The organism is Parashewanella curva (assembly GCF_003675895.1).
Lineage (GTDB): Bacteria > Pseudomonadota > Gammaproteobacteria > Enterobacterales > Shewanellaceae > Parashewanella > Parashewanella curva.
This window is the reverse complement of sequence record NZ_ML014757.1, coordinates 59778-77721: the sequence shown is the minus strand read 5'-3', so window position 1 is coordinate 77721 and position 17944 is coordinate 59778. Positions and strand designations below refer to the sequence as shown.

15 protein-coding genes are annotated in these 17944 nt (G+C 38.5%); 10 read left to right on the top strand and 5 right to left on the bottom strand.

Annotated features, from left to right (window positions below; translation table 11 throughout):
- The first annotated feature begins 136 nt into the window (after nt 1-136).
- The 4 genes from D5018_RS03535 to D5018_RS03515 all read left to right on the top strand — a co-directional run bounded on the left by D5018_RS03535 (nt 137) and on the right by D5018_RS03515 (nt 6621).
- A complete protein-coding gene (locus D5018_RS03535; RefSeq protein WP_121837602.1) occupies nt 137-2731 on the top strand; it encodes an ankyrin repeat domain-containing protein in 2595 nt (864 codons plus the stop codon).
- A gap of 183 nt (nt 2732-2914) precedes the next feature.
- Nucleotides 2915-3532: a two pore domain potassium channel family protein gene (locus tag D5018_RS03530; RefSeq protein WP_165904987.1), complete on the top strand. Its 618-nt coding sequence runs from the start codon at nt 2915-2917 to the stop codon at nt 3530-3532.
- Between the two features lie 115 nt (nt 3533-3647).
- Nucleotides 3648-5051, top strand: coding sequence for a mannose-1-phosphate guanylyltransferase/mannose-6-phosphate isomerase (locus tag D5018_RS03525; protein ID WP_121837637.1), 1404 nt, complete (start codon nt 3648-3650; stop codon nt 5049-5051).
- 163 nt (nt 5052-5214) lie between these two features.
- A complete protein-coding gene (locus D5018_RS03515; RefSeq protein WP_121837599.1) occupies nt 5215-6621 on the top strand; it encodes a phosphohexomutase domain-containing protein in 1407 nt (468 codons plus the stop codon).
- Here D5018_RS03515 and D5018_RS22090 read toward each other — a convergent pair.
- Nucleotides 6605-6850, bottom strand: a complete 246-nt coding sequence (locus D5018_RS22090) for a hypothetical protein (RefSeq protein WP_243637371.1) — start codon at nt 6848-6850, stop codon at nt 6605-6607. The two genes, D5018_RS03515 and D5018_RS22090, sit on opposite strands and share 17 nt — an antisense overlap.
- A 23-nt stretch (nt 6851-6873) precedes the next feature.
- Nucleotides 6874-7365, bottom strand: coding sequence for a DUF1223 domain-containing protein (locus tag D5018_RS22085; protein WP_243637370.1), 492 nt, complete (start codon nt 7363-7365; stop codon nt 6874-6876).
- A 108-nt stretch (nt 7366-7473) separates the two neighbouring features.
- Here D5018_RS22085 and D5018_RS03505 point away from each other — a divergent pair, with 108 nt between their 5' ends.
- The 4 genes from D5018_RS03505 (at nt 7474) to D5018_RS03490 (ending at nt 12525) form a co-directional block, all read left to right on the top strand.
- Nucleotides 7474-8010 (top strand): SRPBCC family protein, encoded by a 537-nt coding sequence (locus D5018_RS03505; protein ID WP_207819202.1) that lies wholly within the window; start codon nt 7474-7476, stop codon nt 8008-8010.
- 268 nt (nt 8011-8278) lie between these two features.
- Complete coding sequence (locus D5018_RS03500) at nt 8279-11149, top strand: fibronectin type III domain-containing protein (RefSeq protein ID WP_121837597.1); 2871 nt, start codon at nt 8279-8281, stop codon at nt 11147-11149.
- 495 nt (nt 11150-11644) lie between these two features.
- Complete coding sequence (locus D5018_RS03495) at nt 11645-12121, top strand: acyl-CoA thioesterase (protein ID WP_121837596.1); 477 nt, start codon at nt 11645-11647, stop codon at nt 12119-12121.
- Nucleotides 12122-12132: 11 nt separating this feature from the next.
- The gene (locus tag D5018_RS03490) at nt 12133-12525 is read left to right on the top strand and encodes a hypothetical protein (RefSeq protein ID WP_121837595.1); all 393 of its coding nucleotides are present in this window, start codon (nt 12133-12135) and stop codon (nt 12523-12525) included.
- On the opposite strand, the gene D5018_RS03485 is transcribed toward D5018_RS03490, so the two are convergent.
- Entirely contained in the window at nt 12522-12821 is a 300-nt protein-coding gene (locus D5018_RS03485) for a hypothetical protein (RefSeq protein WP_133309225.1), read from the bottom strand. The two genes, D5018_RS03490 and D5018_RS03485, sit on opposite strands and share 4 nt — an antisense overlap.
- A gap of 92 nt (nt 12822-12913) precedes the next feature.
- Here D5018_RS03485 and D5018_RS03480 point away from each other — a divergent pair, with 92 nt between their 5' ends.
- Complete coding sequence (locus tag D5018_RS03480) at nt 12914-14452, top strand: FGGY-family carbohydrate kinase (RefSeq protein WP_121837593.1); 1539 nt, start codon at nt 12914-12916, stop codon at nt 14450-14452.
- Nucleotides 14453-14463: 11 nt separating this feature from the next.
- Entirely contained in the window at nt 14464-15339 is an 876-nt protein-coding gene (locus D5018_RS03475) for an NAD(P)-dependent oxidoreductase (RefSeq protein WP_121837592.1), read from the top strand.
- Nucleotides 15340-15545: 206 nt separating this feature from the next.
- Here D5018_RS03475 and cdd read toward each other — a convergent pair whose 3' ends face one another.
- Nucleotides 15546-16436 (bottom strand): cytidine deaminase, encoded by an 891-nt coding sequence (gene cdd, locus D5018_RS03470; protein ID WP_121837591.1) that lies wholly within the window; start codon nt 16434-16436, stop codon nt 15546-15548.
- Between the two features lie 130 nt (nt 16437-16566).
- Nucleotides 16567-17944 (bottom strand): exodeoxyribonuclease I (gene sbcB, locus D5018_RS03465; RefSeq protein ID WP_121837635.1); only part of this gene is annotated, 1378 nt, incomplete at its 5' end.

The window sequence follows — 17944 nt, the reverse complement described above, 5'->3', positions numbered from 1 at the left end:
TTAATAAATTCAACCAATAAAAACTTAATCAAGTTATGCGCTTAATTTTTGATGAATAGAGTTTAATTGGATTGTTGCATGCTTATAGTGGTCAAATACTCATTATGATTGTTGTTGAATAGTTGAAGGTTTAAGCATGGCAGTTTCACAACTTATTGGGCTAGGTGTGGCAGTACCTGTCGATAGATATGGTACCCCGAAAAGTGAATTGCCTACATTCAATACTACTGATCATGTCAAGATCTTCAGTCGTGAGCAGTTCATGGATTTGAGAGCGTTTGAGTACAGTAGGTTTTACCAGCCTTTTAAACTTCACTTATTATCTGAGATACAGGTGCTTGAGTCGTTTTGTCGTCATAAAGGAATAACAGCAAAGCCAAGTATTGATACTTTTATAAACACATTCAAATATCATTTATTTGATAGACCTTTATTTGTCAATGGTGAGGAACAAAAGATTGGTCCTGAAACATTGACTGAATTTCGTGAAAAAATGTACGGAGAAGCCCGCCTAGAATTCCATTCTTTAATTTGTATTCTTCAAAAGAAAAGTGTCATTAGTGGTGAACAAAAAAGAGCAATTGAAAACTTTATTGAAAGCATTGCGACCTGTTCGGGTGGTATTGAATATACCTTAGCAGTGGCTAGATATGCATTTGATGAATCCAGACATACTCTAGAAGAAGTGTTGAGAATGGCAAGAGTAGAGGTTATCAGGCAAGCTGCAATAGAGCATTTGTCTCAGGTCGTAAATCATCAAACATATTATAAGGGAAATCACAGACATCATGTAAATCGCTTGTCTAACTCTGTAGCGACTCAATACGATATCCCTTTTTGTAAAGATAAAAGCATGGATAGCGGATTTAAACACGAGTACCTAAGAGGTTTTGTAGATAGAGCGTCAAAGGCTGTCACTCTCGGAAATGTTTTAGCTTATTTAACAAAAAACTATTTTGATAAATTTTGTGACTTAATGGAGGCTCATAATATTCATAGACACAGTATAGAAGAGATATTTACTGAAGAGTTAACCCCAAACGTTCATGCTGAGTTAGACGAAAAAGTGTTTTACGCCATTTCAGGGTGCACGCGAGATGAGGGGATTTCATCAGCCATATTTTTTAGTTCTTTTGATGCGTGGACATTAGAAGGCATTGAAGCCAAATTGAAATCGTTAGTCAAAGATAATTCTTACCTCGATAGTAGACAAACTATTTCAATTTTTATGGGCTATATAGAACGTTGTTTACGAGCTAATGTATCTTTTCGTCGTTATGATTTTTTTTGTACAGAAGATATTAGTGGTCAAGAGGTCATGCGTAGTGTCGAGCAAGAAATTTCAAAACCGATAGAAGCCCTTGCTGAAAATGGGTATAACGCTTCAGAATTGCTTACAAGTGATGACATTTCTAGATTATCGTTTTCTCAGCTTAAATTAAATATTTCTAGAGCTATTACTTGTGGTTTTATTCGTCATAAGATTGAAGGTTTACACCGTCTCGATATTGATCTTCCCCTTCGTGTCTCTGGTGGTTCAAGAGAACTAAAAATATTCCTTAAAGGGGTTTTTAGTTGCGGCTGCTTTTGGGTTGAAGATGAGAGTACTACAAGAGCAGTGACTTTAGGAGACATAGTTGGAGTGGATTTCTCTGAAGAACGTAGGCTCAATGAAATTTTAACGCTTTTTCAACATGCAGCTGAGAATACATATGCAGCGAAAGATTTTTATGAGTTTATCACTAGGAATTTGTTATCTATTGCTTACCAAAGTCGAATAAAAAACCAAGCATTGGTAATCATTCAAGACCAAATCAAAGAAAAGCCTCATATACTTCCAATCGTTCAAAAGTTTACAGAAAGAGAACCATCTTCATATAGAGTGAGAGAGTTACATGCTGGGCTTAACTTGAAAGAGCAAATTAATAATGGAGAGATAGAGCGAAAGCTTATGAATCGCATTAACCTGTCTGCACGAGATCAAGCTATTTGCGGAGAACAAATACTGTCCCTGTCAGCAGCGCTTTATTTGCATAAGCAAACACCGGCCAATTTACACTTTTTATTTAAGCTATTATTGGATTTGCTTAATAAACAAAGCGTAGGCGCTGATTTCGTTATGCAGAGGCTCCAGTTAATAATAGAGAATAATGATTTTTTGATGGTAAAGAGTTTTAAGTATAAAACTAAAGTGCAGGGAAATGAAATGAGCTTAAATATTTTTGAGCTCGCGATAGTTTCAGGTTGGGAGAGCATTTATAAGCTGCTTCCTGAACAACGTTATAACTGGGTGGATTCGGCTTCAGATGGTGTGGGAACAATGAGGGTTTTTCCTATTCATCTAAGTATTTTTTGTGCTGATGCAGTAAGCTACTTCTTTCTTACAGAGGAGTGTGGAGTTAATCTAAATTCTCAAGATAGTGATGGAAATTCTATTGCCCATTATATTTTTCAAAACAAAGATATCGCGGAAGTAATTAAACAATTTATTCTACATTCTGAGAAAGTGGATTTTGGGCTAAAGAACAAAGAAGGGGTGACTCCGTTCCAATTAGCTGAACAGGCTGAACCGCAATTTTTTGGTATATTAAAAGATAACTTGGAAAGAAGAAGGAGAGCAATTCCTGAGCCTCGCCACCCCCCTGTTGCTAGGAGGACACAATATGATCATATTGTTGTATGTCCTCCTAATGTGTCCGCATTTACTAATCGTGGAAAATTAGTAATCTAAATTCCGAGAGTCATTGGTGATGAACCCATTCTCAACGATTGTTTAAAAGCAAGACTTGTCTCGCACATGTTTCAGCGAGTATCCTTTTCAGCCAATGTTAAAAAACAAAATTACTGATTAGTGATAATGGACAGCTCTAAAACGTTTAATCAACCTAGCATCCCCAAAATAGGTTTAAGAGGATTGCTGACAACAATCTTATTGATGATTGCGTTTATTCCCTTTTCAGTGTACTTACCTTATTCAGGATACTTCATCAGTATCATTATGAGCGTTTTCTTATTGTTTGCGGTCTATACCGTTAGTCAAAATAAGCGTACATTTTTGATAGGGGTTTTTCTTGCAGTACCCACGTTTATAAGCAGTTGGGCGCTTAACATTACAAATTCTGAAGATGCAATCTTTATAAACAATGTTACCAATATCATTTTCATAGGCTTCATTACCTTAGTGTTGATGAATGTAGTATTCAAAGCCAAAAAGATAACTGGGGATATAATTGCAGGAAGTATCTGCATCTATTTACTTTTAGGCTTTTTATGGAGCTTTATCTATGTTCTCTGTGACTTGATAGTTCCGAATTCATTTACCATGAAGTCCAACTCAATTGATTCACGATATGACTATTTTTACTTCAGCTTTGTGACTTTAACCTCACTGGGCTATGGAGATATTTCACCCAATAATGCATTTTCAGAAACGTTTGCGATGTTAGAAGCGATAGTCGGGCAAATCTATTTAACTGTAATGGTAGCTTGGTTAGTCGGGGTTCATGTAAGCCAGCATGAAGCCGCAGATTAGAAGTCATGTACGCCTTTAGTTTCTATGAGTTAAATTATTCTGAAATAAAATCTGCGACTCTAGTGTCTTTTTATAAGTTACATATTTGTAAATTATAGTGAGACACGAAATGGCTATGATTAAACCAATAATAATGGCTGGGGGCTTTGGCACTCGACTATGGCCTCTATCTCGCCAATTATTCCCTAAACAATTTTTAGCTTTAGATGGTGAACGTTCGTTACTGCAAACTACCATAAAAAGGCTCAATAATATTCCACATCAATCACCAACCATTATTTGTAATGAACAGCATCGCTTTGTTGTTGCAGAGCAATTGAGAACATCTGAAGCTTTAGATGCAAATATTTTGCTTGAACCCAAAGCAAAAAATACCGCTCCTGCGCTGGCCTTAGCTGCTTTCGATGCTTTACAAAGAGGTGATGACCCGATTTTATTGGTTTTGGCTTCTGATCATATGATTAAAAAAGAAACGTCTTTTTTATCTGCGGTTGAGAAGGCAAAGACACTGGCTGAGAAAGAAAAATTAGTGACTTTTGGTGTAATACCAACAAAAGCAGAAACGGGCTTTGGTTATATCAAGTTGGGGCATGCTGTAGCCGACGGCTTTAACGTTGAGCAGTTTGTAGAAAAGCCAGATTTAGAAACAGCAAAGTTGTATTTTAATAGCAAACAGTATTACTGGAACAGTGGCATGTTCATGTTTAAAGCCAGTGTTTACCTTAATGAGTTAGAAACCTTCCGCCCTGATATTTTTGAAGTGTGTAAAGCGGCATTTGAAACTCAAAAGTCGGACATTGATTTTTATCGATATGACAATGATATTTTTGAGTCTTGCCCTGATGAATCCATTGATTATGCGGTAATGGAAAACACCAAAGCTGCCGTTGTTGTGCCATTGGATGCACAGTGGAGCGATGTAGGCAGTTGGTCGTCACTTTGGGATATCGAAGCCAAAGATGATCATGGAAATGTGTGTAAAGGTGATGTACTAGCGCTCAATACTAAAAATTCATTGATTTCTTCCAATGACAGGTTAGTAGCCACAATAGGGTTAGATGATGTAGTGATCGTGGATACCAAGGATGCTTTGCTCGTTTCTAAGAGAAGTGAAGTACAACAAGTTAAAAACATTGTTGCAGAGTTGAATGTTCAAGGGCGTAAAGAGGCTGAGATAAATCGCAAGGTATATCGACCTTGGGGCAAGTATGATTGTATTGATGCGGGAGAGCGTTTCCAAGTTAAGCGGATTACGGTCAAACCCGGGGCAAAGCTATCGTTACAAATGCATCATCATAGAGCTGAACACTGGGTAGTGGTAAAAGGTACGGCTAAGGTAACCAAAGATGATGAAGAGATCTTGCTTACAGAAAATCAATCGACTTATATTCCAGTGGGAAGTGTTCATGCTTTAGAAAATCCTGGTTTAGTGAATCTTGAATTGATAGAAGTGCAATCTGGTTCATATCTTGGTGAAGATGATATTGTGCGTTACCAAGATGAATATGGAAGAGCTTAAGTATCCATGTATATGTAATCGAATAATTTTGGTGTTCATTTCAAGTGCTCAGCAAGGCGCTTTTGCGAAGGAATACCGGCAGTCTTTCAAGCAAAAGGAACGTAGCGCAGTGCTTAAGAGGGATATCAAAAAATATGTTTTCATTTGCATGGGTACTTAACATATGACATTAACCTGCTTTAAAAGTTATGATATTCGGGGTCGATTAGGTACAGAATTAAATGAAGTTATTGCCTACGATATCGGTAGAGCTTATGCGAGAATCATTAATCCGAAAACAGTTGTAATCGGTGGTGATGCTAGGGCAACGAGTGAATCTTTAAAGTTGGCACTAAGCCAAGGCTTACAAGCTGAAGGCGTGGATACCATTGATATTGGGTTGGTAGGAACGGAAGAAATTTACTTTGCTGTTCCTCATCTTAATGCTGATGGTGGCATTATGGTGACCGCTTCTCATAATCCAATTGACTACAACGGTATGAAGTTGGTTCGTGAGCAAAGCATTCCTTTGTCTGGTGATACTGAATTATTGGCCATCAAATCACTTGCAGAAACTAAGCCATGGAATGACGAAACCACGGAAGATGCTTGTTTGGGCTCTTACCAAGTTCAATCTATTTTAGCGCCTTATGTACAGCATCTTCTGAGCTATATCGATTTGTCCAAGCTAAAACCACTAAAACTGGTTGTTAATTCTGGTAATGGTGCAGCGGGACATGTGATAGATGCCCTTGAAGTTGAATTTGAAAAGCTAAATGTGCCGATTGAATTTGTTAAGGTCTTTCATGAGCCAGATGAAACCTTCCCAAATGGTATTCCCAACCCGATATTAATCGAGAATCGTCAAGTTACGACTGATGCTGTTTTGACTCACAAGGCAGACTTTGGCATTGCATGGGATGGTGATTTTGATCGTTGTTTTTTATTTGACGAAACAGGGCAGTTTATTGAAGGGTATTACATTGTTGGTCTACTTGCTGAAATGTTTCTGCGTAAAAATAGTGATGAAAAAATCATTCACGATCCAAGACTTACATGGAATACACAAGAAATAGTGCATGGTGCTGGTGGTCAGCCGATAATGAGTCAAACGGGGCACGCGTTTATTAAAGAGCGTATGCGTGCAGAAAACGCAATATACGGCGGAGAGATGTCAGCCCATCATTATTTTAGGGATTTTCATTATTGTGATTCAGGTATGATCCCTTGGTTATTGGTAATTGAGTTGATCTCGGTTTCAGGAAAATCACTTTCACAGTTGGTTTCTGAACGGATTTTGCTTTACCCATCCTCAGGTGAAATCAATTTAAAAACTTCAGACCCTGAATTAGCTAAGCGATCAGTATTAGCTGAATATGGCTCACAAGCTATTGAAGTGGATAACACCGATGGCATTTCTATGACTTTTGATGATTCAGGGAAACAATGGCGCTTTAACTTAAGATGTTCAAATACAGAGCCACTGCTTCGACTAAACATTGAGTCAAAAGCCGATAAAAAATTAATGCAAGAAAAAACGAGAGAATTACTGAATTTCCTTGCTCGATTTTCTACTAATAAGGAGGTCTAAGCCAATCGCCAACGGCTTGGATTGCTTTGCCTTTGTATTCTACCCAAGCTACCCAAGCCAATTTTGGGGCTTGCATAGATGATTTTGGAATTTTATCTATCAGACCTGTAAAGCTCAGATTGTCGCTTGGATTAAAGCTTTTTAGTGATAGAGCAACAAAATCTTGTTGTAACGTTTTATTGCGATTTTCACCACGTATTATTTGTGTATGGTAGCCACTACCAACCAATGAAACGTAAAGCTCATAATCTTCTAGCTTATTTTTTTTTTATTTGCTGGGGTGAAGTGCGCATTTATAGTATTTCCATTAATCGTCACTTTCAACTTACCAACTCGGTTACTAGGCAACTCTGTTATTTGCTTGGTATTCCTATCAAACCAACCACGCCATTCATGGCCATTTACAACAAACTCAGGTGTATAAACTTGCCTGATATTAAGTGCATTTAGGTGCTTGTATTGACGTTTACTAAATTGCCGTTGAGAAAATGGATCTTTCCAACCTAAATAGTTCCAATAGGTCACATGAAAAGCAATTGGAAAATAGCGTTGCCATAATTGCTTGTTATCGACAAAAGAAGAGAGCCAAGTTTCGGCTGGTGGGCAGCTGTTACAACCTTGAGAAGTATAAAGCTCCATAAACACAGGAGAGTTAAGGCTACTTTCTTTACTAAATTGAGATAGTGTTTGGCTGCTTGCCATACTACTCAGACACAAGAGTGTCGCTAAAACTATCCATTTCATTATTATTTCTCATTTACACTTTTACTATAAGACCTTTAGGGCTAGCAATAAATTTCATGTTTCTGTACTTTAGAGTCCGCAGAACAACATTAACCAAAGGATATAAAGATGCTAAAAAAAATATCAATAGGGATCTTAGTACTTCTCGCCATTCCATTTGTTGCCGCATTATTTATCAAAACTAGCTATGAAGTAGAACGTAGTGTGATTATTGATAAGCCTGTCGAGCAAGTGTTTTCATACGTAAAAATGCTTAAAAACCAAAACCACTATGCAACATGGGGGATGAAAGACCCAAATATTAAACGTACCTATTCAGGTGTAGATGGCACAGTTGGATTTATTTCTAAATGGTCTAGCGAAGATCCAGAAGTTGGCGTAGGCGAACAAGAAATTAAGGCTATTAAGCCAAATAAACGAATCGACTTTGAATTACGATTTCTTAAACCATTTGAAGCAACCGAACCTGCTTATATGCTGACTTCATCACATGGTGAAAATGCTACGAAAGTTAGCTGGGGATTTAAAGGGCATCTTGATTACCCAATGAACTTGATGTTCCTTTTCATTGATTTTGAAGCTCAAATTGGTAATGACTTACAAAATGGACTGGATAACCTAAAAAATATTCTTGATAAGCAATAGCTTGAGCTATAAGTTCGAGTCAATTTATAAGGAAAGGGCAGTTTTTTGACTGCCTTTTTGCTTTTATTGTAAATAATTAACTATAACTCATTAAGATATTGAAATAATCCTGCTTTTTTTCTGAAAAGTAAATTTTGTTAACTGAAATGTGTAACTTTGTATGTAGAATGTATTTGATTTAAAGGCCAGCTCGGTAGAGTGCTGGCCTTATTTTTACAAAGGATTGAGGTTCACAATGCGGTTTAGAAGAAGATATTTAGCATTAGTTATGATGCCTATGTTTGTTGGGTGTGGTGGAGGAAGTTCAGAGCCAGAGCCTCCTAAAACTCCAGAAAGTATAGATAAACCTAGTACTCCACCTGTGGAAATTAAGCTACCAGAGGTTGTAAGTGCATCAGGTGTTATTGAAGGTAACCAAGCAAAGCTAACTTGGACTCTACCAAATGATGATAGAGTTAAGAATATTTTGCTAAACCGAAAAGAAGGAGCTGTTGCACCTGATACATGTCAGCAAAGTCACGGAGATGCTTTTGTTCGTTTAGATAAAAGTGATCAATACACATTTACCTCATTAACTCCTGGTAAACAGTATAGTTTTAGGATTTGTACATCAGATGGCAATAAAGTCAGTGAGGGGATAACTGCTGATCTAACTGGCTTGAGAGTTAATGTTGAAGATGTTACTAGTTTGAAAGCTGATGTTGAAATCAATTCGGCAAATTTAACTTGGACAACACCTGCTGCTGATCGCTACTCATCATTAAAACTTGCCTATATTAAAGGGAATGAAGTTCCTGCAACATGTAATATAACCTCGTCGATTGCCTTAGCCCACGGAAGTAAAAGCCATAAATTAACTAATTTAGAAGCTGACACTAGTTACAGTATTCGGTTGTGCTCTGTAGGTGCGAATGATGTTTCTAGTGAAGGTCAAACGATAAGATTCAAGACATTGCCCATTGTTGTAGTAACCCCTTTAGCTGAGGTTGCAAATGCTACAGTTGTAAACAATGGTAATGCAGCTAACTTAACGTGGGATTTACCAAACGATGACCGAGTTAAGCACGTTCTCATCAATCAAAAAGTAGGCTCAGTTTCACCGGCGAGCTGTGGCCAGAATCAACAAGATACCTACGTTAAATTAGGGAAAGATAGTCAATACACGTTTAATGATTTAATTCCGGGGCAGCAATATAGCTATAGAATTTGTACGTCCGATAATGAAGTTACAACTGCAGGTATTACAACAAAATTAAGTGGTTCAAGAATAAGTGTAGATAATGTTAGCGATGTGCAAACTGAAGTTGGAGAAGGCTTTATTAATTTGTCTTGGAGCCTTCCAACAGCTGAACGTTATCTGGCATTGAAGCTGGCTTATGCTAAAGGTGATGATGTACCAACTGGATGCAGTACTGATAACTCTATCAGGTTTGATAAAGGGACAAATAGCCACAATCTCAATAATCTAGAAGGTAATACTAACTATTCTATTCGTATTTGTTCTCTAGGTGCAGATGATTTTTCAACTGATGGTGTTGTGGTCCAAGCTACAACACCACCTATCCCACCAGATCAAGATAATGATGGCGTAGTTGATGCTGAAGATGTAGATGATGATAATGACGGTTTGATTGAAATATCATCAATAGCAATGCTGAACAACATTCGAAATAACCTTAATGGCACTAGTTATAATGATGGAGACACCAACAATACTAATGGATGCGTATCTTCAGGCTGCAAAGGCTATGAATTGATTAACAATCTGGACTTCTCTGGATCAGAATTTGCAGAAGGTGGTTCTAAAACTAATGGTTGGGACCCAATTGGGCATGATGACATAGATGCTGTTTTTAATGGTGTTTTTGAGGGTAATAACCATACTATTTCAAACCTTTATATTAACAGTTCAGAAAGCGCATTAGGTTTGTTTGGGTATATTAGAGATTCAAAGATTGCGAATATGTCTCTTCTAAATGTCAATGTGAACGGTTTTACCAATGAAAATGATATAAATGAACGAGCACGGTATGTTGGAGGACTTGTAGGACTGGTGTTAACTCCTAATGATGAATCTGTAAAAGGGTTTACAAGGATAGAAAAAGTATCTGTAAATGGTCAAGTAAAGAGCCAGTCTGGCGCCGCTGGTGGTTTGGTTGGACAGATTAATCCGTCTTATTATTCGTGTGGACAAACGCTATGTGATGATACTCCAAGAGTTTTTAAGCCTTCAGTGACGATTGCATTATCCAATACTAAAGGCAGTGTTTCATCAACTAATGCAGGTGGTTTGGTTGGTAAAATGTGGGGTGGAACAATTGTATCCTCATATAGTCAGAGTCAAGTAACAGGCAGCCTTAATCCAAGCGTAGGGCTAAAGGTCGGTAGGCTTGGTGGGTTAGTCGGGTTATTAGAAGACGGAATTCCAAAAAACATTAACGAGGAAGCTCCTGTACCAGCTAATTTAATTATAAGCAGCTTCGCGGCAGGTGAAGTGAAAGAAGGGAGTTTAGCGGGTGGCCTAGTCGGTGAGCAAAATGCTAAAACAGCCATTATTGCTAGCTACGCTGCTAATCCTAGAGTTAGCGCCAGAGATATAGCTGCAGGTATGGTGGCGCAATGGAATTTAAAACCAGGTTTTACCGATGAGAAACCCGTAATAATAAATAGCTATACTCGAAGTAGTCAGGTAAGTGGTGGTAGTTTTCGACATGGTTTGGTTGCGGGCAATTCGGGTAGTGGGATACCTGCTCAGGTTGTGAATAGTCATTGGGATAGAAATACAACTCAAGATGGGGCTCAACGAAGCTCGAATGGAAGGTATATCATTCGTAGTAAGGGTGGATCAGGATACACGAGTAATCAATTAAAAGGGAATGAAGCTGTAACCGCAGAAAACCCAGGTTATCTCACTCAAGAAAATGTAGATGGCCTTAATATTCCAACAACAGAATCGCCTTTTGGTGGCTGGTTACCCGTTCAAGGACAGAGTTATAGCAACGAACAAAAGCTAATGCTTTTCTGTGATGATAATGCCGATGGTGTGATTCAAGGCTCTGAAACTACGCCTATTTGGAACAAAGGCACGGTTAATGAATATCCAGTAATTAACTGTATTTCCAAAGATGTGCAGATGTAATAAGTATTCTCTTTAAGTTTCAAACAGTCGCTGAGGCGACTGTTTTTTCTTTATTGGCTGTAAGAAACTAAATTAACATTAGCTCTGCATAAGCCAACCTCTACAGCACAGCTACTTATGCGTATTTCAGTGTTAGAACAGCCCGTAATAGAAACGCAGTAACGACAGTTTTGTATGTCGGTAACGGCTATTACGAACTGTTTTGCCTTAGACTACACAAAATTAGCAGCACTGTAGATAAAAATTTAAGATTTCTATTGAAAATCAGAAGGGTATCGATTTCGTTATACAGAGCTGAAGTTAAATTAAAACTCGTATCATTAAAAGATATAGACGCTTGAGCCAGTGGTTTCTAGTTCTGGACGCAGCAAGTATAGATTTTTATTATACATTTAGGCTATTTCTTTTTTAGCTTTACTTCAAAAACAAAATTTTCGTGATAAAAACTAACTCTTATCTACACTTCTAAAGGATGAGATAATTGGAGTGCGAACAATGGAAGGAAAAGAAAGAGAAATTACGCTAAGGTTTTTAGCTGAACCATCGGACGTAAATTTTGGAGGTAAGGTGCATGGTGGCGCTGTGATGAAGTGGATTGACTTAGCGTCTTATGCATGTGGAACTCAATGGAGTGGTAAGTATTGTATTACGGCCTATGCTGGTGGCATTCGGTTTGTTGAGCCTATTTATGTGGGTAATATTGTAGAAATCACTGCTAAAGTTTTGTATACGGGTAGAACCTCTATGCATATAGGTGTTGAAGTCAAGGCGGGTGATCCGAAAGAAACAGATCGCTATTTAAAAACCCATTGTTTGACAATCATGGTTGCAGTCGATGGTAATGGCAAATCCACGCCAGTTCCTGAGTGGATCCCCGAGACTGAAAGAGACATTTCTCTTCGAGACGCCGCATTGAAATTAGTCGAAATGCGTAAAAAAATTTCTGATGAAATGACGTCTTTTATTGAATAAGTAGTATCTCAATGATTGTAAGACCACTAAATCACCCTCTAAGCTGTGACTCAATTAGGGGAAGCAGCTCAATAAATTGTTTTGATAAAAAAATTCAGACTAAACCGCTTTTTCAAACTGCTTTTTCAGCAAGGAATAAGTGCAAAGAAGAGTTTGGCCCTAAATGGGATATTCACGATAAATTGGTAAAAAATTTACATGAAGCATGGATGATCGAAGTCGATAAAATTCCGCTTGTTGTTGACCAAGCTTGGTTATCTGTTAGGTATAGAGTTCGAGATAGATTGCCTAAGGCTGAAAGTGTCAGGCTGTATCGACAACAGGTGTGGCTTCGAGCTAGAGAAATCCAGAATCAGAAGCAAAGAAAGTTCATTAATCGCTTGCTCCCAAAACAGATAAATTAATTAATACTATCTGTCGACTTACAATAACAAGTAGCAGTACCAAAATAACAGCCTTTTATTAACCCTCCTCTGTCTGCAGGAATATCTAATTGGTGACTGGCACAAACTTGAGCCGCTTCGGACTTTCTTTGTTTTGAGCAAAATAAGGCTGACCTACAGTTTGAGACAAAGCCAGTTTTGCATAAGCCATTTTTTTCAGGAGAAAATAAACATTCTGGTTTATGCTGTGCGGCAGATGTAGTAAAGCAAATAACACAAATGAAGCTAGTGAATATGATCTTTTTTAAATGAGTCATGGTGTTGGCCTTTTGCGAAAGAGTCATTAATTTGGCATTATCTAGTGACAAAAAATGTGAATTAGCTCTCACAAAATAATAAGAAGATCAGAATGGATAAACCTTACTTTCTCGCCCTTGATTATGGAACGCAGAGTGTTCGAGCAATAATATTCGATAAAAATGGTAATATTCACACTAAGGTGCAGAGTAAAGTGGAGCCTTTTATTGCTAATTCAAACGGGGCCGCTGAGCAGTTACCTGAATATTGTTATCAACAGCTCGTTAACGTGATAAAACAGCTGTTGTTAGAAACAGAAATCTTACCTAAGCAAATAGCCTGTTTATCTATTACCACACAAAGAGCTTGTACATTGCTATTGGACAAAAAACAGCAGCCTATTTCTCCACTCTATATGTGGTCAGATACTCGATTAGCCACTCAAGAAAATTTAAAACCCATGAGCTGGTATTTTCAGTTTACATTTAGAGTGATTGGTTTCCATGACCGTATTAAATTTTTGCGTCAAACGGCCAAAGTAAACTATCTCGCAGAGCATCAAGGTGAACTTCTAAAGTCTGCAGACAAGGTTGTATTACTCAGTGGTTTTTTATTGTCACGAATTACAGGAAAATTGACAGATAGTGTTGCATCGCAAGTGGCTTACTTGCCATTTGAATATAAAGATCTGACTTGGGCAAATAAACACAGTTGGCGCTGGCAAGCACTAGAATGTACTTTCAATCAGATGATGCCCTTAACTCCAGCAGCTAAGCTTGTTGGAGATGTTTCAGAGCAGTTTGCTAAAGAAACAGGTTTAGATGTTCAAACTAAAGTAGCTACTGCTGGCGCGGATAAAGCGTGTGAAATGTTTGCCACAGGTTCAGGCGAAGAGGGCGTTGCAAACATCAGCTTAGGCAGTGCAGCAAGCATTAGTATTGGTTTAGAAACATACCAAGAAACAATTCGTTTTATGCCATCATTCCCGTCACTGGCCGAAGGCCAATATATGAATGAAATCCAACTAGAACGTGGGTTCTGGTTGCTAACTTGGTTAATCGAGCAATTTGGGGATGAAGACGTCAGAAAAGCAGCGGAGTTAAATGTAGGAGTTGAAGAATACATTTGCAGCAAAATTCAAGAAATTGAGCCGGGCTGCAGCGGGCTATTATTAAGTCCAACTTGGTCGCAAGGTGTGATATTTCCTGGGCCAGAAGCGAGAGGAAGTATCATTGGTTTCACACCAAAACATACTCGCTATCACTTATATCGAGCCGCTATAGAGGGAATATTATTTACTCTCAAAGCGGCATTGATGCGTTTAGAGAAAAAACATAAGTATCCTGTTCAGTTGGTTAGAATCAGTGGTGGTGGCAGTCAAAGTGAGCAAGTGTTGCAAATGGCGGCAGATATTCTTGAAAAGCCAGTTGAAGTCATTACTACCCCTGAAGCTTCAGCATTAGGTGCTGCAATGTGCAGTGCTGTCGCAACAAAATGCTATCCCGATCTCTTTTCAGCGCGAAAAGTAATGATGAAAGTGTCAAAGCGTTATTTGCCACAAAGTGAGCATAATAAGACTTATCAGTGCTTATTTCGATCACACGCAAAAATTTATAACAATTTAAAATCAATTTTTAAAACATTAAGTTAATGGAGCAAAATATGGCTAATGTTGCATTTATTGGGTTAGGCGTTATGGGTTACCCAATGGCGGCTCACCTCCAAAATAACGGTCACCAAGTAACCGTTTATAATCGAACTACTGCAAAGGCTGAACAATGGGTTGTCGAAAATGGCGGCAAGTTAGCATTATCACCAAAAGAAGCTGCTGTTGGACAAGATATTGTTTTTACATGCGTTGGCAATGACCTAGATTTAAAGCAAGTCATTTTAGGTGACAATGGTGCTTTAGCTGGAATGAAGTCAGGTTCAATTTTGGTTGACCACACGACGGCTTCGGCTGAAGTGGCAAGAGAGTTGGCCAAAACGTTAGCACAGCATGAGATTGATTTTATTGATGCACCAGTTTCAGGCGGTCAGGCGGGCGCAGAGAATGGCGTATTAACAGTAATGGCTGGTGGAGATGAATCTGTTTTCAATTCGGTTAAGCCTGTTATCAAGTCATTTGCGCGTTGTGCAGAATTAATTGGTGAAACAGGAGCAGGGCAGCTTGCCAAAATGGTTAATCAGATTTGTATTGCTGGCGTTGTGCAAGGATTAGCAGAAGGGCTGAATTTTGCTAAGCGGGCTGGGCTGGATGGTGAAAAAGTTGTAGAGGTGATTAGTAAGGGCGCAGCACAGAGCTGGCAGATGGAGAATCGTTACCAAACCATGCTCAAAGGTAAGTATGACTTTGGATTTGCTGTTGATTGGATGCGCAAAGATTTAAGCATTGCTTTAGATGAAGCCAGAAAAAATGGCAGTGCATTACCATTAACTGCGATGGTGGATCAATATTACGCTGAGGTTCAAAATATCGGTGGTAGCCGTTGGGATACTTCAAGTTTAATGGCTCGCCTAGAAAAGTTAAGTAAATAATTGATATTTAGATTAGCCACTGGAGGAGGACATCTGTTAGTTGTTGACATCAGGTTGCTTTCGAGGGTGCTAATGAGAGCAAATTTTTACTTATTTAGGACTTACCCAAATAGAGCCAAACTAAGAAAGAAGCTAGAGTTTAGGTTTCAATAAAAAGAAAAAGCGCAGCAGAGAGTTTGCTGCGCTATCTAAACAATTACTCATTTTTACTCTGGCTCAACCGTCACATGCTCAAGCTCGATGTTGGTAATATCGTGAAGGGCATTCATACTCACATTCGCCAAACTGATCTTCCCTGATGCAGATTCAACCAGAACCGCGCGTTTGATTTCAGAAAAATCCTTATTCATTCTCATTAATTGACATAAAGCGACTTGCATTGGCAGCATGGAAGGATTGAAAGCGGCGTTTTCAGCATATCGTCCCGAAACAATTGTGCCATCGGATAATTCTAATGAAACCCCAGCATGATTATTGCTGTACGGAGAATAACTCTTAGAAGCTTGATGGGTGGCTTCGAGAATTAAAGCATCTTCACTAATAAGCTTAAGCTGTATCGCCTCAGATGAAAGCAAAGGTGTTGTGATATTTAAATCTTTTGGTCCAAACGCATAAGGCAAATAATGACTCATAGGCTGAGTGGCTTGCTCAGGCAAATGTACTTGAATGTTCGAGCTATCGACTAACTCATTGATAAATTGACGGCAATGGCCACAGGGACTGTAATTGATAAAAATATCAGTAATTTGCTTTTCATTTGACATCCAAGCATGGCTGATAGCACTTTGTTCAGCATGAACAGTTTGTCCAAGAGTCTCACTTGGAAACTCTAAATTAGCACCCATGTATAAATCACCACTGCTTCCTTTAGCAATAGCGCCTACATAAAACTGACTGATTAATGGCTTGGCCATAGCAGCTGCAACGGGTAATAAAGCAAAGATAAGTTGATTTTCAGATAAACCTGACATCCTTTTCAGTTGCTCGATTTGATTAGCTTCTATATGACCAGAAAAACTATCGTTTAATACAGGCACTAATGCTTGTGCCAATAATGGTGGTAGTTGGGCGATGCTCTGTACAAATCTATCCTGCATTCCCTTATCCTCATTTGATGTTTTATTTAATTCCTTTGATTCTAGTTAACTTAACTAGAAGTTAATGAGACAACACTCTCATTTATAACCTATTTATCTTTATAGGGTCTAATTTTATTCTGTTTAAAGCCTATAGAGATTGTAGATACTTACAAAGTGCTTGAAGCAATTTTTGCTTTTGTTCATCTTCAGAAGTCTCATGCAGCAAGTTTTCTAAGCGAACGATATACTCAGGATCATTCAGCCTTTCTTGACAGAAATCACGCCATTTTTCACTTTCTAAATCAGACAATGTTTCTGGATAGTTTCTTGCGCGATAACGGAATAACATCTCCGGTAAGCGCTTATCTTCAAAATGCAGCTCTAAAGCGGCTAAATTTTCCGGTTTTGTTTGTTGAATCATCGCTATTTTATTTTTATCGGCGTGGCTAAAAAATCCTCCAGAATAGAGCATTTGATCGGGATCTGAAGAAGCAGGGCGGTCATCCTCTAGGCTGAATAAATCAGTAAGTTTTTGTCTAATAAGGTTCGACTGCTTTAAGCGTTTATACTGTTCCCTGGCAAATCCTAAATCAAAATCAAGTCTCTTGGCATGTTGCTCTGTTAATGCTTTAGCTGTAGTGATAAATGGACATTTATTTACATGGATTTCTTTAAGCGGTATTGGCAGCTCATCTGGCCCTAGCTCACTGCGCTTAGTGAACATTCTTTGTTTTATTTCTTTGACACTTAACTCAAAAAGAGGAGAAACATCCATTGCGAGATTCACACAAACAACGCTGTTTTTATTGCTTGGATGGTGAACCACGGGCACGATTAATGTTGTGCATCCATTAATTGCCGGTATTTTTGAAGACACGTGCAGTAAAGGTTGCATATTTACTACGTCAACCAGCGCGCTTACAGCTTGCTTGCGTCTCAAGTTAAAATAATACTCGTATAGTTTTGGCTGCTTTTCTTTAATTAACTTGGCTAGAGCAATTGTCGCTTTTACATCAGATACCGCATCATGAGCATTTTCATGGGCTAGACCGTTAGCAACAGTTAAACGTTCAAGTTTAAAACTTGGGCTGCCATCTTCATTCTCTGGCCAGTTAATCCCATCTGGGCGCAAAGCATAGCAAGCTCGAACAAGATCAATTAAATCCCAACGGGAATTATTGTTCTGCCATTCACGCGCATAAGGGTCGATAAAGTTGCGATAAAAACCATAACGACTGACCTCATCATCAAATCGCAGCGAGTTATAGCCGACAACACAAGTATCAGGTTGGCTGAATATTTGATTAATTCGAGCCATAAACTCCGCTTCAGGTACGCCGCGAGTGTTGGCGATTTGTGGCGTGATATGTGTTACCAAAATCGCTTCAGGTTGTGGTAGGTAATCTGGTGATTGCTTACAGTAGAAACTGATAGGTTCTTCAATAATGTTCAGTTCGAGATCAGTACGAATAGCGGCAAACTGAGAAGGGCGATCTTTAGCAGGGCAAGCTCCAAAAGTTTCGTAG